We start from the raw sequence: 23,961 nt of genomic DNA on the forward strand, positions 1-23,961 counted from the left end.
ACCATGACCATTGAACGTATTTCCACCAACAGCCGAATGAGCAAGATCGTAAAACACAACGGCACTGCTTACCTTTGCGGTCAGGTTGCCAAGGACCGTAACGCCGATATTCATACCCAGGTAACCGGGATGCTGGAGAAAGTGGACGAGCTGCTCGAGACCGCCGGCTCCAGCCGCGATCGAATCCTTTCGGCAACCATTTACCTGGCAGACATGGCCGATTTCAAAGCCCTGAACGAGGTGTGGGACAACTGGGTGCCTGAAGGTACGGCGCCGGCCCGGGCCTGCGTTCAGGCTCAGATGGCGTCGCCGGAGTTGCTGGTGGAAATCTCGGTGATTGCCGCAACGTCCTGACGGCAGCCGGGAAGGTCTGGCGATTTGTCGGCCTGAGAAGTCGGCCGTTTATTTCTGGTAGGAACAGGAGCACACCATGGCGTCCCCACTCGTAACCACCGACTGGTTGCAGGAAAACCTCGATAACGAACGGTTGGTTCTTATCGACGCGAGTATGGCCACGGTTATTGGCAAGGAGCCGATCGTTTATGATCACCCGGTGTGGATACCGGGGAGCTTCCAGATTGATCTGGAGGGAACGCTCTGCAATACGGAATCGTCCCAGCTCCATGCGTTTCCTACCGAGGAACAGTTCACTCAGGAAGTTCGCAGGCTGGGCATAACGCCTGAAAGACTGGTGGTGCTTTACGACAACCAGGGAATCTATTCCGCTCCCCGGGCCTGGTGGATTCTGCGGTCGATGGGCCTCGAACAGGTTTTCGTGCTCGATGGTGGCCTGCCACAGTGGTTGGCAGAGGGGCGTGAGACGGTGTCGGCCCCGATTAATAGTGCGGCTTCCGCCGGGAACGTGGCGGGCCGTCTGGACCGCGGACGGGTTCGGGATTCCGCCTTCGTGCTACAGCATCTGGACGACGAGCGAGTTTCGGTGATTGATGCGAGATCCCGGGCGCGGTTCCTGGCTCAGGCCCCGGAACCCCGCCCGGGAGTGCGCGGCGGCCATATTCCGAACTCACTCAGTCTTCCGTTTACCGAGGTGCTGGATGGTTACCGGTTTAAGCCGGTCAGTGAGCTGGAGGCAAAGTTCAGGCATCTCGGTACGAACCTTCAGCCCGGAGACGGGCATCAACTGGTGTTTTCCTGCGGTTCCGGCATCACCGCCTGCATCATTCTGCTGGCGGCCGAGCTGGCCGGGTATGACCAGCTCTCTCTTTACGATGGTTCCTGGGCGGACTGGGGCAGCGACGATTCGCTGCCGGTGGCTTGAGCCCGAGGGTTTTCCTGTATCTTGGCCGTCAGGCCATGCGCTTCATGATCCGGTCTCCCAGCAGGTACTGATGCGCCAGGGCAGCTGCTACGTGTACGCCAATCATGAGCCACAACACGTTGGCCAGCACTTCATGAACCTCTTCCCCGCTGTCTTCCAGCCACTCGATTTCCGGGCCGTAGCCAAAGACTGTCCAGCCGAAAAAGGTAACAGGATCGCCTTCACCGAGGGAGGATGCGAGCCCTGACAGCGGCATCAGGATCATCAGGGCATAGAGCGCAATGTGCCCGAGCTTGGCCATGGTCGCCCATTGAGCCGGTGGTGTTATACGTGCGCGGTTAAGCCAGCGCCAGAGACCGCGAAAGATAACCAGCCCGAAAATGGTCAGGCCCAGGGTCTGGTGCCAGGCCATAAGCGACGCATCAGAGAGTGTGTGCTCCAGGGCTTCAAACCAGACTTCGCTGGCAAGCATTACCAGCAACAAAACCGCCATTATCCAGTGCACAGCCCGGGAAACGGCACCATAGCGGTTGTCAGCGTCCATCAGTGTCATCGCGATTCTCCTTGATCAAAGGCTGGCGGGGCACCTCTCGGGCCCCGCGCTGGCTGTTGGTAATCAGCTCCGGTGTCCGCCGCGAACCGGGGCACCGTACTGGTTGAACTCCTGCTCCCGGATCAGATTCTGCTCGGCATCTCGCAGTTGGACCCGGTATGTGCCATCCGACGTTTCCTCAACGGACACATCCACGCCCGGGCCGAAGCGTCTTAGCGCCTGGCCGTAAGCCATGATGCGCATTTCGTCGGTGCTGTATTGCTTCAGATCGGAACCCATGGATTTGCCGTGGTGGCGATTCTCGTAACGATCGTCACAGTCACCTCGCCCGTAGTCGTCATCGGCAGACGCAAGCAGTGGCGTGGCGCCGAGTATCGCGGCGATGGAGAGAGCAGCAATGGTGGTCGTTTTCTTCATGGTCGAACTCCTTGGTTGGTTAAACCCATGACGGAATGTCATTGTTGGTCGGGAGTTATTCCATCAAGGAAACGTCGCAGAATTGTCTCGGTGACCCACCGACTTTGTCGCAACTTGTCGCAAGGCAGGGATTTGCGACGGTTTTTGACAAGATCGCGCCCAAGCGGGAAGTCGACTCCCCTATAATCAGGGCAGACGGTAATTCAACGGAGTAACGAGTGAGCGACTCTCCCACAATCCTGGTGGTCGATGACCACCGGGACATTCGAGATCTGGTCGGCCGCTATTTGCAGGAGCATGGCCTGCGCGTGCTGCTGGCGGATGGCGGCGATGCCTTGAAGCGCCAGTTGCGACAGCACTCCATCGACCTGGTTGTGCTGGACATCATGATGCCCGGGGACGATGGCCTCACGCTCTGCCGTTACCTTCGTGAGCACACCGAGTTGCCTGTTATTCTGCTTACAGCCATGAGCGAGGAAACCGATCGCATTGTCGGCCTCGAAATGGGCGCCGACGATTACCTCACCAAACCCTTTAACCCCCGGGAGTTGTTGGCCCGCATAAAAGCAGTTCTGCGCCGTACCACAGCGCTGCCACCGCAACGCAGCCCCATGGCCGGGCAGTCCCTGACGTTCGAGGGCTGGACGCTGGACGTCGACCGCCATCAACTCATCGATCCGGAAGGTGTCGAGGTGTCGTTGAGTACCGCCGAGTACAAGCTTCTGCTCGCCTTCCTTGAGCACGCCGGCCGCGTGTTGTCCCGTGATCAGCTGATGGACCTGACCCTCGGCAGAGAGGCGGATGCTTTCGATCGCAGCATTGATAATCATGTCAGCCGCCTGCGCCGAAAGATCGACCCGGATGCCCGCAGCCCCAGGCTGATCAAGACCATCTGGGGCGGTGGCTACCAGTGGATTGCTGCGGTCGAAGGGGCTGAACAATGAGACTGTGGCCACGGCGCGCCGGTGGGCAGCTGGCGCTGTTATTGATTCTGGTGCTGCTGGTGGCCCAGGTTATCACCATCGTTATTCTGGCGGGTGAGCGCCAGGGAGCGTTGCGCAGTGCCAGTCTGGAACACGTCCTCCAGCGGGTGGCCGATGGCTATACCCTGGCCGATACTACCGATCCGGAACGGCAGGAGCGCATCCTCCGGGCACTCTCCAGCCCGACCCTGCGGCTTTCGATCGATCCTGCGCCCTATCTGACCGAGGACCGGGTCTCCGGCATGACGCGCCGGCTGGCCAAGGAATTGGAACTGCCGGTGGAGCAGGTTCGGACAGCCATGGAGGCTGACGAAGACGATTGCATGCCGGATCGCGATGAACATCGGGACCGTGAACGGCATGACGATGAAGATGATGAGCACCACGAGTATGAAGAACACCGTGACGAGGACGACCATCGGGATGACCGGCACGAATGCCCCCCGGTCCTGGGGGTTTCCCTGGCCTTGTCCTCCGGCCAATGGTTCAACGCTCGGGCCCGACCACCAGCGCCCTCCTGGTTGTGGTTGAAGGCTACGCTCACCAGCGTAGGGATTACCGCTGTGCTGCTCACGCTGACCCTGTTGCTGGCGGTACGTCGAATCCTGCGGCCAATGAACGAGTTGAGCCTGGCAGCCCACGCGTTCGGGCGGGGAGAGAAAGTCCGGGTTCCTGAAAAGGGACCGGAGGATGTTCGTGAGGTTACCCGCGCCTTCAACCAGATGCAGGATCAGGTCGGCCGCGCCCAGGAAGACCGGGCAAGGCTGCTGGCGGCCCTGGCCCATGACCTCAGGACACCCATCACCTCCATGCGGCTGCGGGTGGAAATGCTGCCGGAAGGCGAGGACAGGGATCGTCTTCTCGATTCCCTCAGGGAAATGCAGCATCTGGCCGAAGCTACCCTCGATTTCATCCGGGGTAGCACCACGGAACAGCATCGCCGTTATGATCTGGCCACCCTGCTGGACAGCCTTTGCGGTGATCTCCAGGAAATGGGTCTGGCGGTTCATTGCCAGGACAGTCCGAGATGTGTGCTACAGGGGCAACCCGAAGCCGTCAAACGTGCCCTGCGTAATCTGATTGAGAACGCGGTGAATTATGGCGAGCAGGCGGAAGTAACACTGGCAACCACAGGCACAGAAGCTGTTGTCACGATTGTTGACCAGGGGCCGGGGATTCCTGAACCGGAACGGGAGCGTGTTTTCGAACCGTTTTACCGGCTGGAGCACTCGCGCAACCGTGAAACCGGTGGCGCGGGCCTTGGCCTGGCCATCGCCCGCACCCTGATTCGGGGGATGGGCGGAGATATCCGTCTTGGCGCCGGCCCGGACGGCCATGGCCTCGTGGTGTCAGTCACTTTGCCGTTGTGATCCAATCTTATGCCTGCCCGCTTCGCGGGGCCGGACGGGCCGGCAGCCAGATGCTGACGCACAGGCCGGCGTTGCCATCCGGCCGGTCACTGAGGGTGAGCTGGCCGCCATGAAGTTCCGCGATGCGCCGGGCAATGGCCAGGCCAAGACCGGCGCCGCCGCCGAGACGCTGGTCCAGGCGGACAAAGCGGCTCAGGGCCCGTTCTCGTTCCTCGGCGGGTATGCCAGGGCCCTGGTCGCACACGGTGATGTGGTATCCCTCGCCGGAAGGCGTCAGGTGTGTCTCGATGATTGTGTGTTCAGGGCTGTACTGGATGGCGTTCGCCAGCAGGGAGCGCATGAGGGTGTTGATCAGCGCGCTGTGACAGCACACCAGAGCCTGGCCGGCATCGTCCCGCAGCACAGGGTCGATGTCCTTTTTCAGGGCCAGCGGTGCCACATCGGCGATGCTCTGTTCCACAATCGCGGACAGGTTGTGGTATTCCGGGGTGAAATCGGCACCGGAGTCGACCCGGTTCAACAGCAGCATCTGCTCAACCAGGTGCACCATGCGGTCGACAGACTGGATCAGGTCACCGTACTGTTCCGGATCCTTCTCGTAGACTTTTTCCAGGTTCAGTCGCAGAGCCGTCAGCGGCGTCCGCAGCTCATGGGCGGCATCGGCAGAGAACCGCCTTTCCCGTTCAAGGGCCTGGTTCAGGCGTCTGAGCAGGCCGTTCACCGCCTGCACCAATCCCGCGACTTCCTTCGGTGCCTGGCGGTCGTCCAGGGGGTGGATGTTCTCCGGCGCCATGTTGCGGATTGGGCGCTCAAGCTTTAAAAGCGGCCTGAAGCCGAGCTGGATGGCGGCACTGGCGGCAAGCAGCAGCAGGGGCAGGGCAATCAACAGGGGCAGAATGTTCCCCAGGGCCAGCTCCTCGCTGAGCTCTTCACGAATATCCTCACGCTGTGCCGTCCGTATCCAGAAACCCGTACTCGGGTCCTGAAGCGTGAATACGCGCCAGCGAAAGCCGCTGGACTCTGCCCAGGAGTAACCGGGTGTCAGGCCTTCGGTGTCGTCGGCTTTGAGCGTATCCAGCAGCGGTTCGCGTTCCGGGGTCCAGACCTCGAACGCCAGCTTCTTTTCATATTTATGCCCGGTGCCGCCCGGCAAGATTTCGTTATTGTCGGCTTCGAAATCGACTCCTGGCGTGTCGGGCCGGGGCAGTTCCAGGGTTTCGCTCAGGGTTTTTGGCAGTTGCTCGACAGACTGGGTGTCGGCCAGGTGCTGTACCAGTCCCTGGACGATCCGCGTGCTCTGTGCCAGCTCGGCGTCAAACAGCTCCTCGAGCTCGTGGTTGCTTTCGATGTAGCTCCAGGCCGCAGCAACAAGTGCAATCAGCAGAACGGTGGAGGTAACCAGCAGGGTCAGTGTGCGGGTCAGGGACATTCGGTCACCCTGGCGGCAGCCTGGCTGTCGAGCAGATAACCGACACCGCGTAGGGTCCGAATGGTTTCCTTGCCAACCCTGCGACGCAGGTGGTGGATGTGCACCTCCAGGGCGTTGCTTTCCGCGCCGTGGTCCCAGCCGTAAAGCTGTTCTTCCAGCCGTCGTCGTGTGGCTACCTGATCCGGGTGTCGCATCAGGTAGTGAAGAATCTGGAATTCACTGCGGGGCAATGTGGTGGTTTCGCCGCCGCTGGTCAGTTGTCCGTTGTCCGGGTTGAGCACCAGTTGGCCCACCGTCAGACCGTTCTGCGGCACCGAGGAGCCCCGACGTGTGACTGCCCGGATTCTGGCCTTGAGCTCCGCCATGGCGAAGGGTTTGGTGAGGTAGTCATCGGCGCCGGCATCCAGGCCGGTCAGTTTTTCATCCAGACCGGAACGGGCAGTCAGGATGATCACCGGCGTTTGCACGCCCTGTTTCCTGGCTGCCTTCAGGATGTCCAGGCCATCAACGCGGGGCAGAGTCAGGTCCAGTATTGCCAGATCAAAGTGCTCGCTGGTGAGTGCACCCAGGGCCTGCTGGCCGTCGTCGAGCCAGTCCACCGTGTTCTGTCCGTCACGCAACATTCCCAGCATGGTGTTGGCCAGGTGATGGTCGTCTTCTACAAGCAATATCCGCATGGCAGGTCCTGTTACCGGTCTGGTGATCATTCTGGCACAGAAATCTTAAGGCCAGCTTAAGAAAACTTCCGGCTGTTCTTAAGCCTTGGTTAAGGCTGGCGCTCTAGTCTGGGAGGCGTACCTTAAGAGAGGCCTTTTATGACAGACCCGCTGATGATGTCCACATGTTGTCCCCCGGATTCCGAGGAGGTGGTTCCGGTCATCCGTTGTGCCGGTCGCTGGTTTAACGAGATCCGTCCAGACACGGCAATGGCCGAGACGGTTGCGGGTTTTATTCGCCGCCGCTTCCTGCATGCCTATGGCGCAGAGCCTTCTCTGCGCATACCGGCGCTCCTGGCCCTGACCACGGCTCAAGGCAGCCTTCTGGCGGCGGTCGGTGTTCGCAACGCCGCGCTGGAAAAGCTGTTTCTGGAAGACTACTTGTCGGTGCCGGTGGAGTCGGTGATGCCGGTTGCGGGCATCGAGCGACATCGGATCGCTGAGATTGCCCATCTGGCGGGCGTTGAAGCCGGCGTCAGCCGTTTTCTGTTTGCCTCGTTGTCGGTGTGGCTGGATGGGGCCGGTTATGACTGGGTGGTGTGCACCGGCACGGATCAGCTGCGCAACAGTTTTCATCGCCTGGGCATTGCCACTCAGGTCCTGGCGACTGCCGATCCCGCCACGTTGCCCGATGGCGGTTCCGGCTGGGGGCGTTATTACGACCATCATCCGGTGGTGATGGCCATTCGTGTCGCCGATGGCATGTCGGCACTGCGGAGCGCCGGTTTGCTCCGGTTGATTCAGCCGGTTGAGTCCGAAGCCCCCGGGGAAGAAGCGATGGCAGGAGGTTCCTATGGCCACATTGCCTGAACTTCTGCAACGCCAGGCGGCCGACCAACCCTCGCAAACGGCGCTCCAGGGGCCGGAGTCGGCCTTCACTTACGCTCAGATGATGCAGGCGGCCGAGGCTCTCGCCGACCAGTTGACCCGCCTTGGTGTGCGCCGGGCCGGCCTGTGTGGCGACAACTCCGTGGCGTGGATTCTTGCCGATCTGGCCTGTTTGCTTGCTGGCGTGGTGTGTGTCCCCGTGCCGGTGTTTTTTTCACGGACCCAGACGGAACACCTGACTGAACGAGCTGGCCTTGATTGCCTGTTGTCAGGGGGCGCAAGCAATGGGGGTGAGCACATTGGCCATGGTGTCTGGCTAAGGCATTTGCCGGTAACAGCGGCAGCCGCCTGGATGCCGGAGCAGACCGCGAAGATAACCTTTACGTCTGGCAGTACAGGCAACCCAAAGGGCGTCTGCCTGTCGGTGGCCCAGATGACGGCCACCACGCTGGCCTTGCAGGAGCGTCTTGAGGGCGTCGACCTTGAGCGGCACCTGTGCATCCTGCCACTGGCCACATTGCTGGAGAACATTGCCGGGGTTTATCTGCCATTGCTTATGGGCAGTACGGTAATGGTCGCACCCTTGCAGGATCTGGGCATGACCGGAAGCAGTGGGCTGGACATCGGCCGGCTGGTGCAGGGCATCAACGAACACCAGCCGCAGTCCCTGATTCTGGTGCCGGAACTGGCTATGGCGCTGGTGTCTGCGGCCGAACAGAAACAGCTGGACAGTAATTCTTTCCGGTTTCTGGCGGTTGGTGGCGGACGGGTTTCGTCCGACCTGCTTGCCAGGGGCCGCGCGGTCGGCCTGCCGCTTTATGAGGGTTATGGGCTTTCCGAGTGCAGTTCCGTGGTTGCATTGAACGTGCCTGGAACCGAACGCGAAGGTGCGGTGGGTAAACCGCTCTCCCATGTTCGGGTACGGGTGGATGACCGCGGACACATTCTGGTGGCCGGGAACACCCACCTGGGTTACCTGGGGGATGAACCGGCAGGGGATGAATGGCTGGATACCGGTGACCTGGGTTCCCGGGATGCCGGGGGTTTCCTGTCGGTGAGCGGTCGCGCGAAGAACCTTCTGATTACCAGCTTTGGTCGCAACATCAGCCCGGAATGGCTGGAGAGTGAACTCATCCAGGCGATAGGTGCCCGCCAGGCGGTGGTGTTTGGTGATGGCGATCCCCGCCCTTCCGCCCTCGTTGTTGTGCAGGATGGCCGCTCACCCGATGCGTTGCGCTCGCAGCTGGACGTTCTGAACAACAATTTGCCGGACTACGCTCGTTTGTCCGGTGTCTATATCCGCCGTCAGCCATTGAGCCAGGCCGAGGGCTACCTGACTGCAAACGGCCGGCCTGTTCGCCAACAGATTCAGGCGGATCTGCCAACGCTGCTGGCCGGCGCATTTCCGATTTTCATGAATCTTTCGATATCCAATTCTGAACTTTCAAACCCGCCAGGAGGATCTTTCATGGCATTTTTCGATCGACTGCAGTCCGAAACTGCACAAGCCCGCGCCCACGTAACCGGTGCGCCTGTTATTGAGGCCATCCGCGAGGGCCGGTTTGACCTGAATGGCTATACCTGGTTTCTCACCCAGGCGTATCACCACGTGAAACACACCGTGCCCCTGATGATGGCCTGCGGTGGCCGCTTACCCGAGCGTCTGGAATTTGTGCGAAAGGCGTTGGTGGAATACATCGAGGAGGAGTATGGCCACCATGAGTGGATCCTCAACGATCTTGCGGCCTGCGGAGAGGACAAGGACGCCATTCGTCATGGCAGCCCGGATACCTCTATCGAGCTGATGGTCGCCTACCTCTATGACCGCATTAACCGCGGTAACCCGGCCGCCTTTTTCGGCATGGTTCAGGTGCTTGAGGGAACGTCGATCGAGCTGGCGACGCCGCTCGGTGAAGCCATCCAGAAACAGCTTGGCCTGCCCAAGGAAGCGTTCAGCTACCTCTACTCCCATGGTGCTCTGGACCAGGAGCATTTCGAGTTCTTCCGGAACCTGATGAACGAAATCACCGATCCGGATGATCAGCAGGCCATTATCGAGGCGGCCCGTATGGTCTACCGGCTTTACGGCGACATGCTGCACAGCATTCCCGTGCCCGAGAATCGCAAGGAGCGGCGCCATGAGGCTGCATGATCGGGTGTTCCTGCTTCTGGGGGGCACCGGCGGTATAGGAAAGGCGCTCGTGGAGCCGTTGGTCAGGGCAGGTGCTCGCGTGATTATCGCTTCCCGGCACCCGGAAAAGCTTGAACATCGGGAAGGTGTCTCGCTCGTACATCTGGATCTTGCGGCGCCGGACCTCGACCAGCAGCTGGTTCGGCTCGGCGATGCCTATCCGGATCTTGATGGCGTTATCCACTGTGCCGGCCAGAACTGCTTTGCCAGCCTGGGCAATATGACAGTCAATGAACTGGACGCCCAGATTGCCGTCAATCTCCGGTCAGCGATGATTGTCGCCAGGCATTTTGCACCAAGGTTTGAAAAAGCCGAACAGGGAGCGCTGGTGTTCGTGGGGTCCACCTTTGGCAGCATCGGTTTCCCCGGCTACACCGCATACTGCGCCAGCAAGTTTGGTCTGCGCGGTTTCAGCGAAGCCCTGCGCAGGGAACTGGCCGATACCCCGGTTCAGGTGATCTATGTGGCCCCCCGCGCCACTGCCACGGACATGAATCCGGAGGCCGTGAACGAGCTGAACCGGGCACTCGGCAACGCCATGGACGCACCTGAAGCGGTGGCGGCGCAGATTCTGGCGGCCATGGAAAATGACGATCGCCGGCGTTTCCTGGGCTGGCCCGAGAAGTTGTTCGTGGTCATCAACGGCATCCTGCCCAAAATTGTCGACAAGGCGATGCTGAAGCAACTGCCGGTGATCCGGCGGTTTCTGAATCCGGGAGTGTTGTCATGAAACGTGTTTTATTGATGGTCCTGTGTCTGGCTGCCCAGCCGCTTTGGGCAGCTGCTCTTGAGACCGAGCTGGCCGACATCCAGCATCGCTGGGCCGAGATCCAGTACCAGGTACCGGAGGACGAAAAAGAGAAAGCCTTCGAGGGCCTGGCTGGCGAGGCGGAACAGTTTGTTGCCCATTATCCGGACCGGGCAGAGCCGCTGATTTGGCAGGGTATTGTGTTGAGCACCTACGCCGGTGCCAAAGGTGGTCTGGGTGCCCTGGGCCTGGTCAAGGACGCCCGGAAATCCCTGGAAGCGGCCCTGACAATCGATCCCGATGCGCTGGATGGCTCGGCTTACACATCCCTTGGCAGCCTTTATTACCAGGTCCCTGGCTGGCCACTGGGCTTCGGTGATGACGACAAGGCCCGTCAGTATTTGCAGAAAGCATTGGCGATCAATCCTGATGGTATGGATGCCAATTTCTTCTTTGGCGATTTTCTGCTGGACCAGGGCGAGCCTGAACGAGCCCGGAGCTATCTGCAGAAAGTCCTCGAAGCACCCGACAGGGCGGGCCGCGACGTCGCTGATGCCGGTCGGCGGGAAGAAGCCAGGAACCGCCTGGACTCACTCTGAATCCTCGTTTCCTGTCAGCTTGGGCTACACTCTTAACTGGAGAGGGGTGAAGAGTCCGTCAGGAGGACGTGTTGTCCATGGCGTCAAGGTTCGGTAACGGGCAGCAAACTGAGTTGTCTGCCCGTTTTTTTCAGAAGCTGGCCTCAGGAGTTCCTGGAGTCCTTTTCGTTTATTGGGTGAGTTTGGAAGGAGATTCCCACCGCTGTTCCTTCATCAGCGAACATGTGCAGTCACTTTTTGGCATTGATCCTTCGGATCTGAGTGATAACGCGGATCCGATTTTTGCCATGATCCATCCTGAGGACGTTGATGCCGTTACGGAGAGCATCCGGGCCTCGGCAGATACGTTGGGGACCTGGAGCTATCGGGCCCGGCTCAGGCTGGAGAATGGCGGTTTCCAGCGCCTGATTGCCCGTCTATCCACCGAATTCATCAACCTTGGTTTTGGCACTATTGATCAGTGCATTGATGAACTTCTGAGATCCATCGGAATGTTTTTCAAGGTAGACCGAGCCTATCTGTATTGCTTTTCCGATGACTACTCCGTGATGACCAATACCCATGAGTGGTGCAGGGACGGTGTGCCGGCGCTGATCGATACCCAGCAGCAGGTGTCGATCGAAGATTTTCACTGGTGGCAGGAACAGATTGAGGGGATGGTCAGTGGCAGCCGGGTGGTGTTTATTGAGGATGTCGACCGACTGGACCGGGAAGCTGCACCCGAGCGGGCGCTGCTTCAGGAACAAGGGGTGTCGTCCATGTTCTGCGTGCCTATCCGGGTGCGCGGACGGGTGACGGGTTTTTTTGGCGTCGACTCCCTTCGCCGAAGAACCTGGCGTCTGGACCAGGCCGATCTGTTGATTATCGTGTCTGGCCTCTTGTCGGGTGCCCTGGAGCGCAATCGGCTGGAAGAGGAGCTGCTGAACCAGTCCATTCGTGATCCGCTGACCGGTCTGCATAATCGCCGCTACCTGATGCCAAGGCTGGATGAAATGCTGGGCCGGAGTAACCGTCGGGGAGAACGTTTCGCCCTGGCGATCTTCGACATCGATCACTTCAAGACGATCAACGACTCCATCGGACACCTCGGGGGCGATTATATCCTCCAGCGCTTTGCTGACATCCTGGTGAGCCAGACCCGCTCCATGGATGTGGTTGCCCGTTTCGGTGGCGAGGAGTTCATTGTTGTTTTCAGCGCCGTGGAACACGGGGACGTGAGGCAGTTTGTGCAGCGAATTCTCGAAGCTGTGCATGAGGAAAGGTTTGTGTTCAATGACACGGACATTCCGGTGACCGTCAGTGCGGGTGTGGCGGGGATCGAAGAGTTCGTTGACCAGCCAGCGACTCCCGATGCCTTGATTGCCCGGGCAGATGATCGGCTCTATATGGCCAAGCAGGCAGGGCGGGACTGCCTTGTTGATGCATCAGGAACATTGCGCATATAAAAAAAGATCATTTCACCTCATATTACGAAATAGTATATGCTTATATTAAATTTGATATTCGGATACTCCAGAGGTGACTGCCATGAGCAACCCGATCGTTCAGCATTTTTTTGATGAACCCACCAATACCTTCAGTTATGTGGTGCGCGACCCGGACAGCCAGGCCTGTGCCATTCTCGATTCGGTCCTGGATTTTGATTACGCCGCTGGCACCACCGACGTGCGTTCTGCAGACGAGATTATCGAGTACATCCGCAGCAACGATCTGAAGGTCGAGTGGATTCTGGAGACCCACGTACACGCGGATCACTTGTCGGCCGCGCCTTACCTGCATGAGAAGTTGGGCGGCAAGACCGGCATTGGTGCGCACATCCGAGACGTACAGGAAATATTTGGCAAGGCGTTTAACGCCGGCACCGAATTCCAGCGCGACGGCAGCCAGTTCGATCAGCTGTTCAGAGAGGGCGACACATTCGCCATCGGTGGTCTTGAGGGGCGCGTATTGCATACCCCGGGGCACACCCCTGCCTGCCTGACCTATGTGGTTGGCGATGCCGCCTTCGTGGGTGACACCCTGTTTATGCCGGATTTCGGCACCGCCCGCTGTGATTTCCCGGGTGGCGATGCCCGCACCCTGTACCAGTCTATCCAGAAGGTACTGTCTCTGCCGGCAGAAACCCGTATCTTCCTGTGTCACGACTACAAGGCGCCCGGCCGTGACGAGTATCAGCATATGACCACGGTGGCCGAGCAGCGGGAAGCGAACATCCATGTCCACGAAGGTGTTTCCGAGGAAGAGTTCGTGAAGATGCGGACCGAACGGGACGCGACCCTGGATATGCCACGGCTGATTCTGCCTTCGGTCCAGGTCAACATGCGGGCAGGCCATATGCCTCCGGCTGAAGACAATGGTCAGGTTTACCTGAAAGTACCGGTTAACCTGTTCTGAGATTCCCGATGAATCTTAAACGCTATCTGCCCATGCTGGATTGGGCCCCAAAATATGGCCGGGAACAGGCCACCAGTGATCTGGTGGCCGCGATCATCGTTACCGTCATGCTCATCCCCCAGTCGCTGGCCTACGCCTTGCTGGCCGGGTTGCCTGCCCAGGTGGGTCTGTACGCCAGTATCCTGCCCCTGGTTATTTACGCTGTCTTCGGCACCAGCCGAACACTGTCGGTGGGCCCGGTTGCTGTGGCTTCCCTGATGACCGCAGCGGCCTTGGCGCCTCTTGCGGAGTTCGGTACACCGGAATACGTGGCTGGTGCCGTTTTGCTGGCGGTCATGTCTGGGTTGATGCTGACCCTGATGGGTGTCCTCAGGCTGGGTTTCCTGGCCAATTTTCTCAGCCATCCGGTGATTTCGGGCTTTATCACGGCCTCCGGCATTGTGATTGCTGCCAGTCAGCTGAAGCATATCTTCGGAATCCAGGCCTCGGGTCACAACCTTCTGGAGATTGCTCACTCGCTGTTGGGATCCATCGGTGACACCAACCTGGCAACGTTGGGGGTCGGTGCCGGAGCGCTGATTTTCCTGATGCTGGCCCGCAAACGCCTGAAGCCGCTTTTGATGGCAATGGGGTTGGCCCCGAGAATGGCGGATATTCTTACCAAAACCGCGCCGATTCTGGCGGTTCTGGTCACCACCCTGGTGGCCTGGCAGTTCCAGCTTGATGGCCAGGGTGTGCGTTTGGTCGGGGATGTGCCCCGGGGACTGCCCGATTTCACCATGCCGAGCCTGGACATGGGCTTGTGGCAGCAGCTGGCGGTCAGCGCGTTGCTGATCAGTGTTGTGGGTTTCGTGGAGTCGGTGTCTGTTGGCCAGACCCTGGCCGCGAAACGTCGCCAGCGTATTGATCCGGACCAGGAGCTGATTGGCCTGGGTACTGCCAACCTGGGCGCCGGTTTTTCCGGCGGCATGCCGGTCACCGGTGGCTTCTCCCGTTCCGTGGTCAACTTTGACGCTGGGGCCGAGACTCCCGCCGCCGGCGCCTATGCGGCTGTGGGTATCGCCATGGCAACGTTATTCCTGACGCCAGCCATTGCCTATCTGCCCCAGGCGACCCTGGCGGCGACCATCATCGTCGCCGTGGCCACGCTGATCGACCTTCCGGCCCTGGGTCGCACCTGGCGCTACTCCCGCACGGACTTTGGCGCCATGCTCGCCACCATCGTGCTGACTCTGGTGCACAGTGTCGAGGCCGGCATTATCGCCGGGGTGGCGCTTTCGATAGGCCTGTTTCTGTATCGAACCAGCCGCCCCCACAGCGCGGTGGTTGGTCGGGTACCGGGAACCGAGCACTTCCGCAACGTGCTTCGCCATGACGTGGAGCTGTGCCCGAAGGTGACCTTCCTGCGGGTAGACGAGAGCCTGTACTTCGCCAACGCACGCTTCCTTGAGGAAACGGTTATGGACCTGATGATACGGGAGCCGGAGCTTAAGGACCTGGTGCTGATGTGTCCGGCCGTGAATCTGGTGGACGCCTCGGCCCTCGAAAGTCTGGAGGCGATTAACGAGCGTATGAAGGATGCAGGAGTGAGGTTGCATCTGGCGGAAGTGAAAGGCCCCGTCATGGACAAACTGAAAGGCACGGAACTGCTTTCCCACCTGGGTGGCGAGGTTTTCCTCAGCACCTTTGAAGCCTGGCAGCGCCTCACCGACCTTGGCAAGCAAGAGAGACAGGTCGCCTGATCTATCTGGGCTCGCTTGCACCGGGGGTGGGGCGAGCCGCTAAGATGTCATACCCGACCCCGTTACTGCGGTACGTTCACTATGGGCATGACTGAAAATCTGCTATCCACCAGCCAGTGGATCATCACGCTGCTGCTTTTTCTGGTAATTCTTGTCCGGGCGGTGCGCTCCATTGACTGGCCAGCCTTACGCAAGGACAACGCGCTCCAGCACTCGTTCTTCGGCGCGGCCGTGGTGCTCGGATTCGTCTGGCAGCTGAGGGCAGGCATTTCTCCCGGCCTGGCCATCCACATTTTCGGGATCACGGTGATAACGCTGATGCTGGGGTGGGCGCTTGCGGTGCTGGCGGGATTGCTGGCGCTGGTGATCACGGTCATTACCGGACGAGAACCCCTGATCATGTTTGCGGCCAACGGGCTGATTACCGTGATGGTGCCTGCCATTGTCAGCCACGGAATCATGCTCTGGGAACGCCGGCGGGATTTCCGGAATTTCTTCGCCTATATCTTCTTCTGCGGGTTCTTCGGGGCCGGCATTTCCGTGGCAGCCGCCGGTGGTGTCATGTGCCTCATGCTATGGAGCAGTGGCGTCTACACGTTTGACCAACTGGTGCATGAGTACATCCGTTACCTGCCGTTGTTCATGATTCCCGAAGGGTTCGTGAACGGCACTTTTGTGACTGGCCTCATGGTCTTCCATCCGGACCGGTTGACCACGCTGGACCAGAGACGCTACCGGTAGAGCTTTCCGGCTCAGAGGCCCTTGCCACTGGCGACGGCGGTGCTGAGCAGGTCGCCGGCCTTGCCGGAACGGGCCCTATGCTGCCATTTCCTTGCCCAGCCCAGCACCTCGGTTGCCGGCATGGGGCGGGCGATCCCGTAGCCCTGCACGAAATTGCATCCCATCTGCCTGAGTGTCCGGGCGTGTTCCATGGTTTCAACGCCTTCGGCCAGAACCGGGTGGGCGAACCGCTGGGCCAGGAAGATCACGCTCTCAACGATGGCGCGGTCGCCGGCATCCTCAAGCATGTTGCGAACAAAACTCTGGTCGATCTTGATGATGTCCACCGGAAGCGTACGCAGGTAGGTCAGGGATGAGAAACCGGTGCCAAAATCGTCCAGCGCCACCTGAAGGCCGAGGCTCTGGCAGCGCGCCAGAACGTTGCTGGCTCGCTGGGTGTCCTCCAGTGCAGTCGATTCAAGAACCTCCAGCGTGATATGGCCGGGTGCCACCTCCGGGTGGCTGTGCAGGTAACTCTCCAGGTAGTCGGCAAATGAGCGGTCCATCAGGTGCGGAGCGCTGATGTTAATGCTGATCGCCAGATTCTCTCCCGCTTCCTTCCAGGCGTTCATCTGGTGAATGGCTTCTTTCAATACCCACTGTCCCAGTGGTACTTCAAGGTGACTGTTCTCGACAATCGGCAGAAATTCGCCCGGTGAAACCAGCCCTTTCTGGGGGTGGTTCCAGCGGATCAGCGCCTCAAAACCGAAAAGCTCGCAATCCGTGACACGGATCTGGGGCTGGAAAAACAGCTCGAATTCCTCGTTTTCCAGGGCCCTGGAGATTTCCATCAACTGATTGCGCCGGTTCCGGCGATGCTCGTCCAGGCCGGGATCGAACAAGTGATACTGATTGCGGCCTTTTTCCTTGGCGGAGTACATGGCCTGATCGGCATGCCGAATCAGACCTTCGGCGTCTGATCCATCTTCCGGGTAGCGGGTAATGCCGAGGCTGGCCGTGAGTGAAACATTCTGATCGCCCACCGTTACCGGATCGCCGACGGTGGCCAGAATGCGCTGATAAACCGCTTCGTGGTTGTCATCGCCCTGCAGCAGGAGGACAAATTCGTCGCCACCGATCCGGGCAACGGTGTCGCCGCTGCGCAGCGCACGGGTCAGTCGCTCGGCCAGGGTGCGCAGGGTCTGGTCACCGGCCGACTGCCCCCATTTGTCATTGATACCCTTGAAGCCGTCGAGGTCCAGATAGCACACCGACACGCTGCGATGTTGCCGGTCGGCGTGGCTGCGGGCTGTGCGCAGTCGCTCTTCCAGCAACTGGCGGTTGGGCAGGCCGGTCAGATCGTCGTAGTTGGCCGCCCGGTCGAGTTCGCGCGCATGGTTCTTGAGTGCGGTGATGTCCGAGAAGGCCGCCACATGGTAATACTGCCCGGGTTCTTCCAGATGCACGCGGCTGATGGATAGCAGTTCCACAAACTCTTCACCGTTTTTCCGGCGGTTCCAGATTTCGCCCCGCCAGTGGTCGGTTTTCTCGATGGTACGCCACATGGACCGGTAGTATTCCCCGGAATGTCGGCCGGAGCTGAGAATCGCCGGGTTGAGGCCCAGAACCTCCTGCCGGCTATAGCCGGTAATCCGCGAAAACGCAGGATTCACATCCAGGATCCGGTTCGACTGGTCGGTGATCAGGATGGCTTCGTGGCTGCGGTCGAACACGCTGGCCGCGATCCGCAGGCCCCGCTCGCTGTTCTTCCTGTCGGAGATGTTGTTCTGAATGGCGATATAACCAGGGTCAACGCCCTGCTCTGTACCTATCGGAACGCAATAGGTATGCACCCAGTAGGGCTGTCCGGCTTTGGTGTAGTGAAGAATGTCTTCTTCAATGATTTCGGCCCGATGCAGCTTCTGGTTAATGCGCTTGATGGTTTCGGGGTCGGTGTCCGGCCCGTAAAGCACTTCCTTTGGGAGGCATCCGCGCACCTCGTCAAGCTGATACCCCGTGTGTTCCTCAAAGCTGGGGTTAACCCATTCAATGCGGCCGGCATCATCCAGCATCACCAGAAAATTGGGCGTAACCGCCGCAACCATGGCCAGGCGCTTGGGGTCGATGTCTGAGGGTGGTGTAACCGTCGTGGGGGATCTGGGCATGAGAGTCAGTAACGTGTACTCCGGTGTGTAAATTTACGAACTCTCCTCCCGTGAGACCTGTCGCAAATGTCGGGCATGCTACCGGAATAGCTCTGAAAAACCATGGGTAAATGGTCTAGGTGAATTGATAAATGTCAGTTTTGCGCCAAATACCTATGGGTATCGGTCAGCGCCAGCGCGAGTGCTTCTGGAGCTTTCGTTGCAGGGTACGTCGATGCATGTTCAGGGCGCGGGCGGTGGCAGAGACGTTGCCCTCGTTTTCGTTGAGAACCCGCTGGATGTGCTCCCACTCCATTTCCTCGACCGAGGGCGGCTCCGCCCGGAGATCCGGCGGCGCATCAATCGGCTCGAATCCGGCCAGCAGCTGGTTGACCGTTACCGGTTTGCACAGATAGTTCACCGCGCCGCGGCGCATGGCTTCGACCGCCGTGGCGATACTGCCGTAACCGGTCAGCACCAGGATTTCCAGATCCGGATGCATGTCCAGAATCTCTGGCAGAAGCTGCAGGCCGCTTTCGCCTGCCAGGTTCAGATCCAGTACGCACCGGTGAAAGGTTCCCTCCAGCAGGGCGGTTTTTGCTTCCTGATGCCCGTGGGCAAGCTTCGCTTCGATGCCCTGGCGTCCGAGTGAGCGCTGAAGCACCTGCAGAAAGGCGTCATCGTCATCAATAAGCAGCCACGCCTGTTGTTTGCTCACGCCTGTTCTCCCGCTAGGCCGTTGGTCGCTGCCGTTATCGGCAGCTCTATGATGATGGTGGTACCGTCCGCACTACCCCGGGCTTTCAGTGTGCCTCCAAGACGCTGGATGGTGGCGTTGGAAAGGAAAAGGCCAACTCCGAGCCCATTCTCCGAACTGACTACCTTGTCCCCGAGCGTACCTTCCGGGGTGGATTCCAGGCCATCACCATGGTCCTCGACAACCAGCTCCAGCCGGCCATCGGCACCCTCACTGGCTGCAACGGCGACCCAGGACGGGCTGGCTGTTACTGCGTTGGCCAACACATTCAGAACGGCCTGATCAAGGGTGGCGTCCACGGCAACCGGGCAGTCCGGCACAGGCTGACGCCATTCAATGGCGGCACCCGGCCAAAGCAGGGTAGCGGATTCCCGAAGACGTGCCACCCAGTCCCGGGCTGGCAGGGTTTCCAGTTGCGCGGTCTTGGCCTGCACGGCCGCCGAAGACAGCTGTTGCAGGTGGGTCGTGCACAGGCCCAGTTGACTTTCCATCAGTGCGAGGTCGTCGGCGATGGGGTCGCCGACCGGGGCAGCGGATTTCATTTCCTCCACCAGCAGCGTCATGGTGTTCAGCGGCGTCCCCAGGCGATGTGCCACTGCAGCAGCCGACAGTCCGAGGGCGATGATCTGCTCATCTCGCAGCCGGGTTTCCCGTATCTGTGCGAGCTGGGCCTGTTGCTGGCGCAGGCGACGTGCCAGGGCACCGACAACCAGCAGCAGGATGGCAGCGGTTGTGGCGAAGGTCACCCACATGCCGACCAGGTGTAACTGGGCCAGGTTGGCGTTGTGATGTCCATGGGTGACCGGCGTATGCCAGATCACCAGGGAGGTATAAACCGCAACGCCGGCGACGGTAACGGCAATGCTCTGGCCCAGTGGCACCAGCACAATGGCAACGGCGATAGGCAGCAGCAACAGAGAAACCAGGGGGTTGGTATAGCCGCCCGTCAGGTAAAGCCAGACTCCGATCAAAAGCAAATCGACAATCAGCACCAGGCTGACGGCCTGTGTCGAGCGCGGTGGGCGACGGGTAAACCAGAGCCAGGCCAGGGTTGCCATAACCCCATAGGCTAGGGGCAGGATAACCGCTTCAGCCCGATGGGCCAGGGTTACCATGGTTTCCGCCACGGCGATCGAAATAAGCTGCAGCGCAACAATAGCCAGACGCATGCCCAGCAGATAGCGGGCAGTCTGTTGAAATCCGGTCTGTGAGTGGGTCAGCCATTCCATAGCGGGCATTCTAGCGTTTTTTTCCATCGGGATACGCGGTAATACCTCCGAGGGGATGCGGCATTTGGTCTCAGGCGCTGGCGCCGGCTGATGTTTATGATTGGCGCCAACTATCAGAGCTGGTCAGGATGAGGTTGTATGGCGACGGTAATTGGAACGCGTTTCATCGGATTGTGTGCTGCGGGATTGGTTTCCTTGCCCGCCGGAGTGTTGGCCCAGGAGAGTTCTCCCGACTTGCCGGTCATTCATGTTACTGAGGGGCAGAGCATAGAAGAGGCCTCGAGTACGTTGGCTTCAGAGCCCGTTGAACGTTTGTCCTCTGATCCGTCAGTGTCGCTCTCCCGAATGGGAGGTCGCGGCCTGGAACCGGTGATTCGTGGTCAAAGCCAGGAGCGGGTGGATGTGCTTCTGGACGGTATTCGCGTTGAAGGGGCCTGCCCGAATCGCATGGACCCGCCGACCAGTCGCCTGAGTTCGGCACTGGCACCCTTGCTCGAGGTGCGCACCAGTAACCAGACCCTTCGCTGGGGCCCGATCACCGGTGGCCAGATTATTGCCACCACAGCAGCGCCAGTCTTCGATGATTCCGCCACCACAGGTCATTTGACGGTGGGCGGCGCGGACAACGGCAATGGCAAACTGGTCAATGGCAGTGCCGCAGTGGGGAGTGACAGTGCCTGGCTTCGGCTCGCAGGCGGTTACGACGAGGCGGACGATTACGAGGACGGCGATGGCAACGAAGTGCGCAGCGCCTACAAGAACTCTGAGGCCCGCCTCGATGCTGCGTGGAAGGCGGATAACGGGTTCTATATCAAAGGCCTGGTAAGCCGTCAGGAGGAGCGGGACGTGAAATACGCCGGCTCCGGCATGGATGCGCCGAAAACCGATACCGACATCATGCGACTGGAGCTGGGCTCGCCCGTGGCCAACGGCAACTGGAACCTGCTGGCCTGGCAGGCCGATGTTGATCACATCATGGATAATTTCAGTCTCCGTGAGTCCATGATGAAAATGCTGACCGATTCCGAGACCGAAACCCGGGGCCTCCGTCTGACCCTGGATCAGAGTCCGGATGCCAGAACAGACTGGGCCATTGGTGCGGATGTCGAGACCAATAACTGGCACGCCGAACGGTTTGGCGGCGCGAATCTGGATATGCTGACGTCGGTACTCTGGCCCGACGTGGATCGAGACCGTTTCGGCCTCTTCGCTGAGCGCTTCTACCGGGTAACCCCGGCGTTAAAACTGGGTGGTGGCGTGCGCTACGATCGCGTGGAAATGTCCGCTGGGGCCGCCGATCAGGTGTTTGGTAGTGGCATGATGGCCATGTCTGCCGCCGATGCCTACGAGGCGATCTACGGCACTACCAACACCGATGCGAGCGATGACAACTTCAGTGGCTTTGTAAGCAGCGATTGGCGGTTTTCTCCCATCCAGTCGCTGGTGGTTACGGCAAGCCATAGCGTCCGCAGCCCGGGCGTGACTGAACGCTACATTGCCAGCTGGAACAACATGGATCCGGCAAGACGCTGGGTAGGCAACCCTTCTCTCGACCCTGAGACGCATCGCAAGGTGGAAGTGGCGATGCCTGGCCAGAGCAACGGCTGGCACTGGCGCCCGGCCGTGTGGGTGGATCAGGTGGATGACTTCGTCCTGCGCACGCGCAATGTGGATCAGGTCAGCGTCTACCGCAATATCGATGCGCGGCTGATGGGTGTTGAGGCTCAGCTTGGGTGGAGCAACGGCACCTGGAGCACTAACAGCAGTCTGGCCTCGGTACGAGGTGAAAACCGTGACGAAAACAAACCCCTGCCGCAGATTCCGCCGGTGCAGTTTATTCAGACCCTTGGCTGGCAGCACATGGGCCATGGCGTTGAACTGGAGTGGGTGCTGGCCCGCCGACAGGACCGGGTGGACCTGGAATCCGGCCAGGATCCCGGCACCTCGCCAGGCTACGGCGTGCTGAACCTGTCCGGGAGCCACCCGCTCGCCGACTATCTGAGCATCAGCTGGGCAGTGGATAACCTGTTCGACAATACATGGGCGCCCCATGTTAGCAGGGCCAATACTGATCCATTCAACCCCGAAGCCGTAAGAGTTAATGAGCCTGGCAGGACCCTGCGTGCCGCACTGACAGCCAGGTGGTAAGACCTTGCATGGCGGTTACCCGCTTCTCATAGCCGGCGGGTGACATTCTTGCCCCGAGTGGAAACAACTCCTCCACCCGGGGCTTTTTTATGGTTGATTAAAAATTGCGCTATCTCAATTCAGGAAGCGGCGGGCTGCACTATGCTGGCCTGATGCAGATCTGAACCAGTGGCCATCAGCCGCTGAGGCTGTGTTTGGCTTCTTGAGGTTCCCGGAAGGAACCTGTCTGCACAATGCGATTCACGAAAGGAGACGCATCGTGACTGAAGACGAAAAATTGCCAGAAAACCCTGAAACCGACCTTGCTTCCCGATTCCCCACCGCCTACACCATTCTTTTCGGCCTGATTATTCTGGTGGCCGCGCTGACCTGGCTTATTCCGGCCGGGCAGTACGAGCGCGCCATGAATGAAGAGGTTGGTCGGGAAGTGGCAGTTCCGGGCACCTACCAGACCGTTGATCCGAATCCCCAGGGGTTCGTTGATGTCCTGATGGCACCCACAGCCGGGTTCTACGACCCCGACAGTTACGTTGCCAATGCCATCGATGTCGCCATGTTTATACTGTTCCTGGGTGGTTTCCTCGGTGTGATGAATGCGACCGGAGCTATTGATACCGGCATTCGCAGCGCGATGCGGCATCTGAAAGGCCATGAGATCTGGATGATTCCGATACTGATGGTGCTCTTCGCCATCGGTGGCACCACCTACGGCATGGCAGAGGAGACCCTGGCTTTTTACGCCATTCTGATTCCCGTGATACTTGCGGCCGGCTACGACGCCGTTACAGGCGTTGCCATCATCCTGATCGGAGCGGGGATCGGCGTGTTGGGTTCAACCATCAACCCGTTCGCCACGGTGATTGCAGCCAATGCTGCTGGAATACCGTTCACCGACGGCATCGTGCTGCGTTTTATTCTGCTGATCGGCGGCCTGTTGATCTGTATCGGCTACGTTATGCGATATGCCCATCGCGTAAAAACCGACCCCTCGCGCTCGGTGGTGGCAAAGCAATGGGCAGCGCACAAGAAACTGTTTCTGCAGGGAGGTGACCAGGAGATTCACAGCGCCACCCTGACAACCACCCAGATTATTGCCCTGGTTATCTTTGCCCTGACCTTTGCCGTGATGATCTGGGGTGTGTCATCCCAGGGCTGGTGGATGGCCCGGATGGGCTCTCTGTTCTTTGGTGCAGCCATTGTGATCGGCATCATTGCACGACTGGGCGAAAAGAAACTGACCGGCAGTTTTGTCGATGGCGCCCGGGATCTGCTCGGGGTTGCCCTGGTGGTCGGCCTTGCCCGCGGCATCGTGGTGATCATGGAGCAGGGCATGATTGCCGATACCATCCTCCACAGCGCCGAAACCTCGCTGGGTGGCCTGCCGGAACTGGCCTTTATCAACCTGATGTTCTGGATCGAGGTGGGCATGAGTTTCTTCGTGCCGTCGTCCTCTGGCCTGGCCGTCCTGTCCATGCCGATCCTCGCGCCGCTGGCGGATTTTGCCAACGTCGGGCGGGATCTGGTGGTAACTGCCTATCAGTCTGCCAACGGTCTGGTGAACCTGATCAACCCCACCTTCGCGGTGGTGGTTGGCGGCCTTGCCATCGGGCGCGTGTCCTACGATCGCTGGCTGGCCTTTATCTGGCCCTTGCTGCTTATTCTGACCGTGTTTATCACTGTGGTTATCAGCGTCGGCACACTTTTGTGACCCCCG

General features: G+C 59.8%; 21 protein-coding genes. 14 read left to right on the top strand and 7 right to left on the bottom strand.

Features of this window, described 5'->3' with window-relative positions; translation table 11 throughout:
• The first annotated feature begins 3 nt into the window (after nucleotides 1-3).
• Both AC5JQH_RS11070 and AC5JQH_RS11075 read left to right on the top strand, forming a co-directional pair.
• Entirely contained in the window at nucleotides 4-354 is a 351-nt protein-coding gene (locus tag AC5JQH_RS11070; RefSeq protein ID WP_008177087.1) for a RidA family protein, read from the top strand.
• Nucleotides 355-430: 76 nt separating this feature from the next.
• Nucleotides 431-1,279, top strand: a complete 849-nt coding sequence (locus AC5JQH_RS11075; RefSeq protein ID WP_008177089.1) for a sulfurtransferase — start codon at nucleotides 431-433, stop codon at nucleotides 1,277-1,279.
• Between the two features lie 28 nt (nucleotides 1,280-1,307).
• Here AC5JQH_RS11075 and AC5JQH_RS11080 read toward each other — a convergent pair whose 3' ends face one another.
• A complete protein-coding gene (locus tag AC5JQH_RS11080; protein WP_008177091.1) occupies nucleotides 1,308-1,832 on the bottom strand; it encodes a cytochrome b in 525 nt (174 codons plus the stop codon).
• Between the two features lie 63 nt (nucleotides 1,833-1,895).
• The gene (locus AC5JQH_RS11085) at nucleotides 1,896-2,249 is read right to left on the bottom strand and encodes a hypothetical protein (protein WP_008177093.1); all 354 of its coding nucleotides are present in this window, start codon (nucleotides 2,247-2,249) and stop codon (nucleotides 1,896-1,898) included.
• Between the two features lie 218 nt (nucleotides 2,250-2,467).
• On the opposite strand from AC5JQH_RS11085, the gene AC5JQH_RS11090 reads away from it, so the two are divergent.
• On the top strand, nucleotides 2,468-3,193 hold the full coding sequence (locus AC5JQH_RS11090; RefSeq protein ID WP_008177094.1) for a response regulator: 726 nt from the start codon (nucleotides 2,468-2,470) through the stop codon (nucleotides 3,191-3,193).
• On the top strand, nucleotides 3,190-4,602 hold the full coding sequence (locus AC5JQH_RS11095; protein ID WP_493791242.1) for a sensor histidine kinase: 1,413 nt from the start codon (nucleotides 3,190-3,192) through the stop codon (nucleotides 4,600-4,602). The genes AC5JQH_RS11090 and AC5JQH_RS11095 overlap by 4 nt, the downstream gene beginning before the upstream one ends.
• A 7-nt stretch (nucleotides 4,603-4,609) precedes the next feature.
• Here the strand turns inward: AC5JQH_RS11095 and AC5JQH_RS11100 are convergent, their stop codons facing one another.
• Together AC5JQH_RS11100 and AC5JQH_RS11105 are read right to left on the bottom strand one after the other, a co-directional pair.
• On the bottom strand, nucleotides 4,610-6,031 hold the full coding sequence (locus tag AC5JQH_RS11100; protein WP_493791241.1) for an ATP-binding protein: 1,422 nt from the start codon (nucleotides 6,029-6,031) through the stop codon (nucleotides 4,610-4,612).
• The gene (locus tag AC5JQH_RS11105) at nucleotides 6,022-6,708 is read right to left on the bottom strand and encodes a response regulator (protein ID WP_008177104.1); all 687 of its coding nucleotides are present in this window, start codon (nucleotides 6,706-6,708) and stop codon (nucleotides 6,022-6,024) included. Before AC5JQH_RS11105 ends, AC5JQH_RS11100 begins: the two co-directional genes overlap by 10 nt.
• A 138-nt stretch (nucleotides 6,709-6,846) precedes the next feature.
• On the opposite strand from AC5JQH_RS11105, the gene AC5JQH_RS11110 reads away from it, so the two are divergent.
• The 8 genes from AC5JQH_RS11110 to AC5JQH_RS11145 all read left to right on the top strand — a co-directional run bounded on the left by AC5JQH_RS11110 (nucleotide 6,847) and on the right by AC5JQH_RS11145 (nucleotide 15,990).
• Nucleotides 6,847-7,557 carry a thermostable hemolysin gene (locus AC5JQH_RS11110; protein ID WP_493805586.1) on the top strand — a complete coding sequence of 237 codons (711 nt, stop codon included), beginning with the start codon at nucleotides 6,847-6,849 and terminating at the stop codon, nucleotides 7,555-7,557.
• Nucleotides 7,541-9,727, top strand: a complete 2,187-nt coding sequence (locus tag AC5JQH_RS11115) for an AMP-binding protein (protein WP_493805587.1) — start codon at nucleotides 7,541-7,543, stop codon at nucleotides 9,725-9,727. Before AC5JQH_RS11110 ends, AC5JQH_RS11115 begins: the two co-directional genes overlap by 17 nt.
• Nucleotides 9,714-10,496, top strand: a complete 783-nt coding sequence (locus AC5JQH_RS11120) for an SDR family oxidoreductase (protein ID WP_493791239.1) — start codon at nucleotides 9,714-9,716, stop codon at nucleotides 10,494-10,496. The genes AC5JQH_RS11115 and AC5JQH_RS11120 overlap by 14 nt, the downstream gene beginning before the upstream one ends.
• Complete coding sequence (locus tag AC5JQH_RS11125) at nucleotides 10,493-11,113, top strand: tetratricopeptide repeat protein (RefSeq protein WP_493791238.1); 621 nt, start codon at nucleotides 10,493-10,495, stop codon at nucleotides 11,111-11,113. The genes AC5JQH_RS11120 and AC5JQH_RS11125 overlap by 4 nt, the downstream gene beginning before the upstream one ends.
• A gap of 77 nt (nucleotides 11,114-11,190) precedes the next feature.
• Nucleotides 11,191-12,558: a sensor domain-containing diguanylate cyclase gene (locus AC5JQH_RS11130; protein WP_493791237.1), complete on the top strand. Its 1,368-nt coding sequence runs from the start codon at nucleotides 11,191-11,193 to the stop codon at nucleotides 12,556-12,558.
• 82 nt (nucleotides 12,559-12,640) lie between these two features.
• On the top strand, nucleotides 12,641-13,507 hold the full coding sequence (locus AC5JQH_RS11135; RefSeq protein WP_008177122.1) for an MBL fold metallo-hydrolase: 867 nt from the start codon (nucleotides 12,641-12,643) through the stop codon (nucleotides 13,505-13,507).
• 8 nt (nucleotides 13,508-13,515) lie between these two features.
• Complete coding sequence (locus AC5JQH_RS11140) at nucleotides 13,516-15,249, top strand: SulP family inorganic anion transporter (protein WP_493805588.1); 1,734 nt, start codon at nucleotides 13,516-13,518, stop codon at nucleotides 15,247-15,249.
• Nucleotides 15,250-15,330: 81 nt separating this feature from the next.
• The gene (locus AC5JQH_RS11145; RefSeq protein ID WP_008177124.1) at nucleotides 15,331-15,990 is read left to right on the top strand and encodes an energy-coupling factor ABC transporter permease; all 660 of its coding nucleotides are present in this window, start codon (nucleotides 15,331-15,333) and stop codon (nucleotides 15,988-15,990) included.
• A gap of 11 nt (nucleotides 15,991-16,001) precedes the next feature.
• Here AC5JQH_RS11145 and AC5JQH_RS11150 read toward each other — a convergent pair whose 3' ends face one another.
• The 3 genes from AC5JQH_RS11150 to AC5JQH_RS11160 form a co-directional block, all read right to left on the bottom strand.
• The gene (locus AC5JQH_RS11150; protein WP_493805589.1) at nucleotides 16,002-18,134 is read right to left on the bottom strand and encodes a putative bifunctional diguanylate cyclase/phosphodiesterase; all 2,133 of its coding nucleotides are present in this window, start codon (nucleotides 18,132-18,134) and stop codon (nucleotides 16,002-16,004) included.
• Between the two features lie 166 nt (nucleotides 18,135-18,300).
• On the bottom strand, nucleotides 18,301-18,831 hold the full coding sequence (locus AC5JQH_RS11155; protein ID WP_014579097.1) for a response regulator transcription factor: 531 nt from the start codon (nucleotides 18,829-18,831) through the stop codon (nucleotides 18,301-18,303).
• Entirely contained in the window at nucleotides 18,828-20,099 is a 1,272-nt protein-coding gene (locus AC5JQH_RS11160) for a sensor histidine kinase (RefSeq protein WP_108018085.1), read from the bottom strand. The genes AC5JQH_RS11155 and AC5JQH_RS11160 overlap by 4 nt, the downstream gene beginning before the upstream one ends.
• Nucleotides 20,100-20,237: 138 nt before the next feature.
• Between AC5JQH_RS11160 and AC5JQH_RS11165 the strand changes: the two genes are divergently transcribed.
• Entirely contained in the window at nucleotides 20,238-22,247 is a 2,010-nt protein-coding gene (locus AC5JQH_RS11165) for a TonB-dependent receptor domain-containing protein (protein ID WP_421867047.1), read from the top strand.
• 259 nt (nucleotides 22,248-22,506) lie between these two features.
• The gene (locus tag AC5JQH_RS11170; protein WP_008177132.1) at nucleotides 22,507-23,955 is read left to right on the top strand and encodes a YfcC family protein; all 1,449 of its coding nucleotides are present in this window, start codon (nucleotides 22,507-22,509) and stop codon (nucleotides 23,953-23,955) included.
• The last annotated feature ends 6 nt before the right edge of the window (nucleotides 23,956-23,961 follow it).

It is taken from the genome of Marinobacter sp. H13, assembly GCF_059072335.1.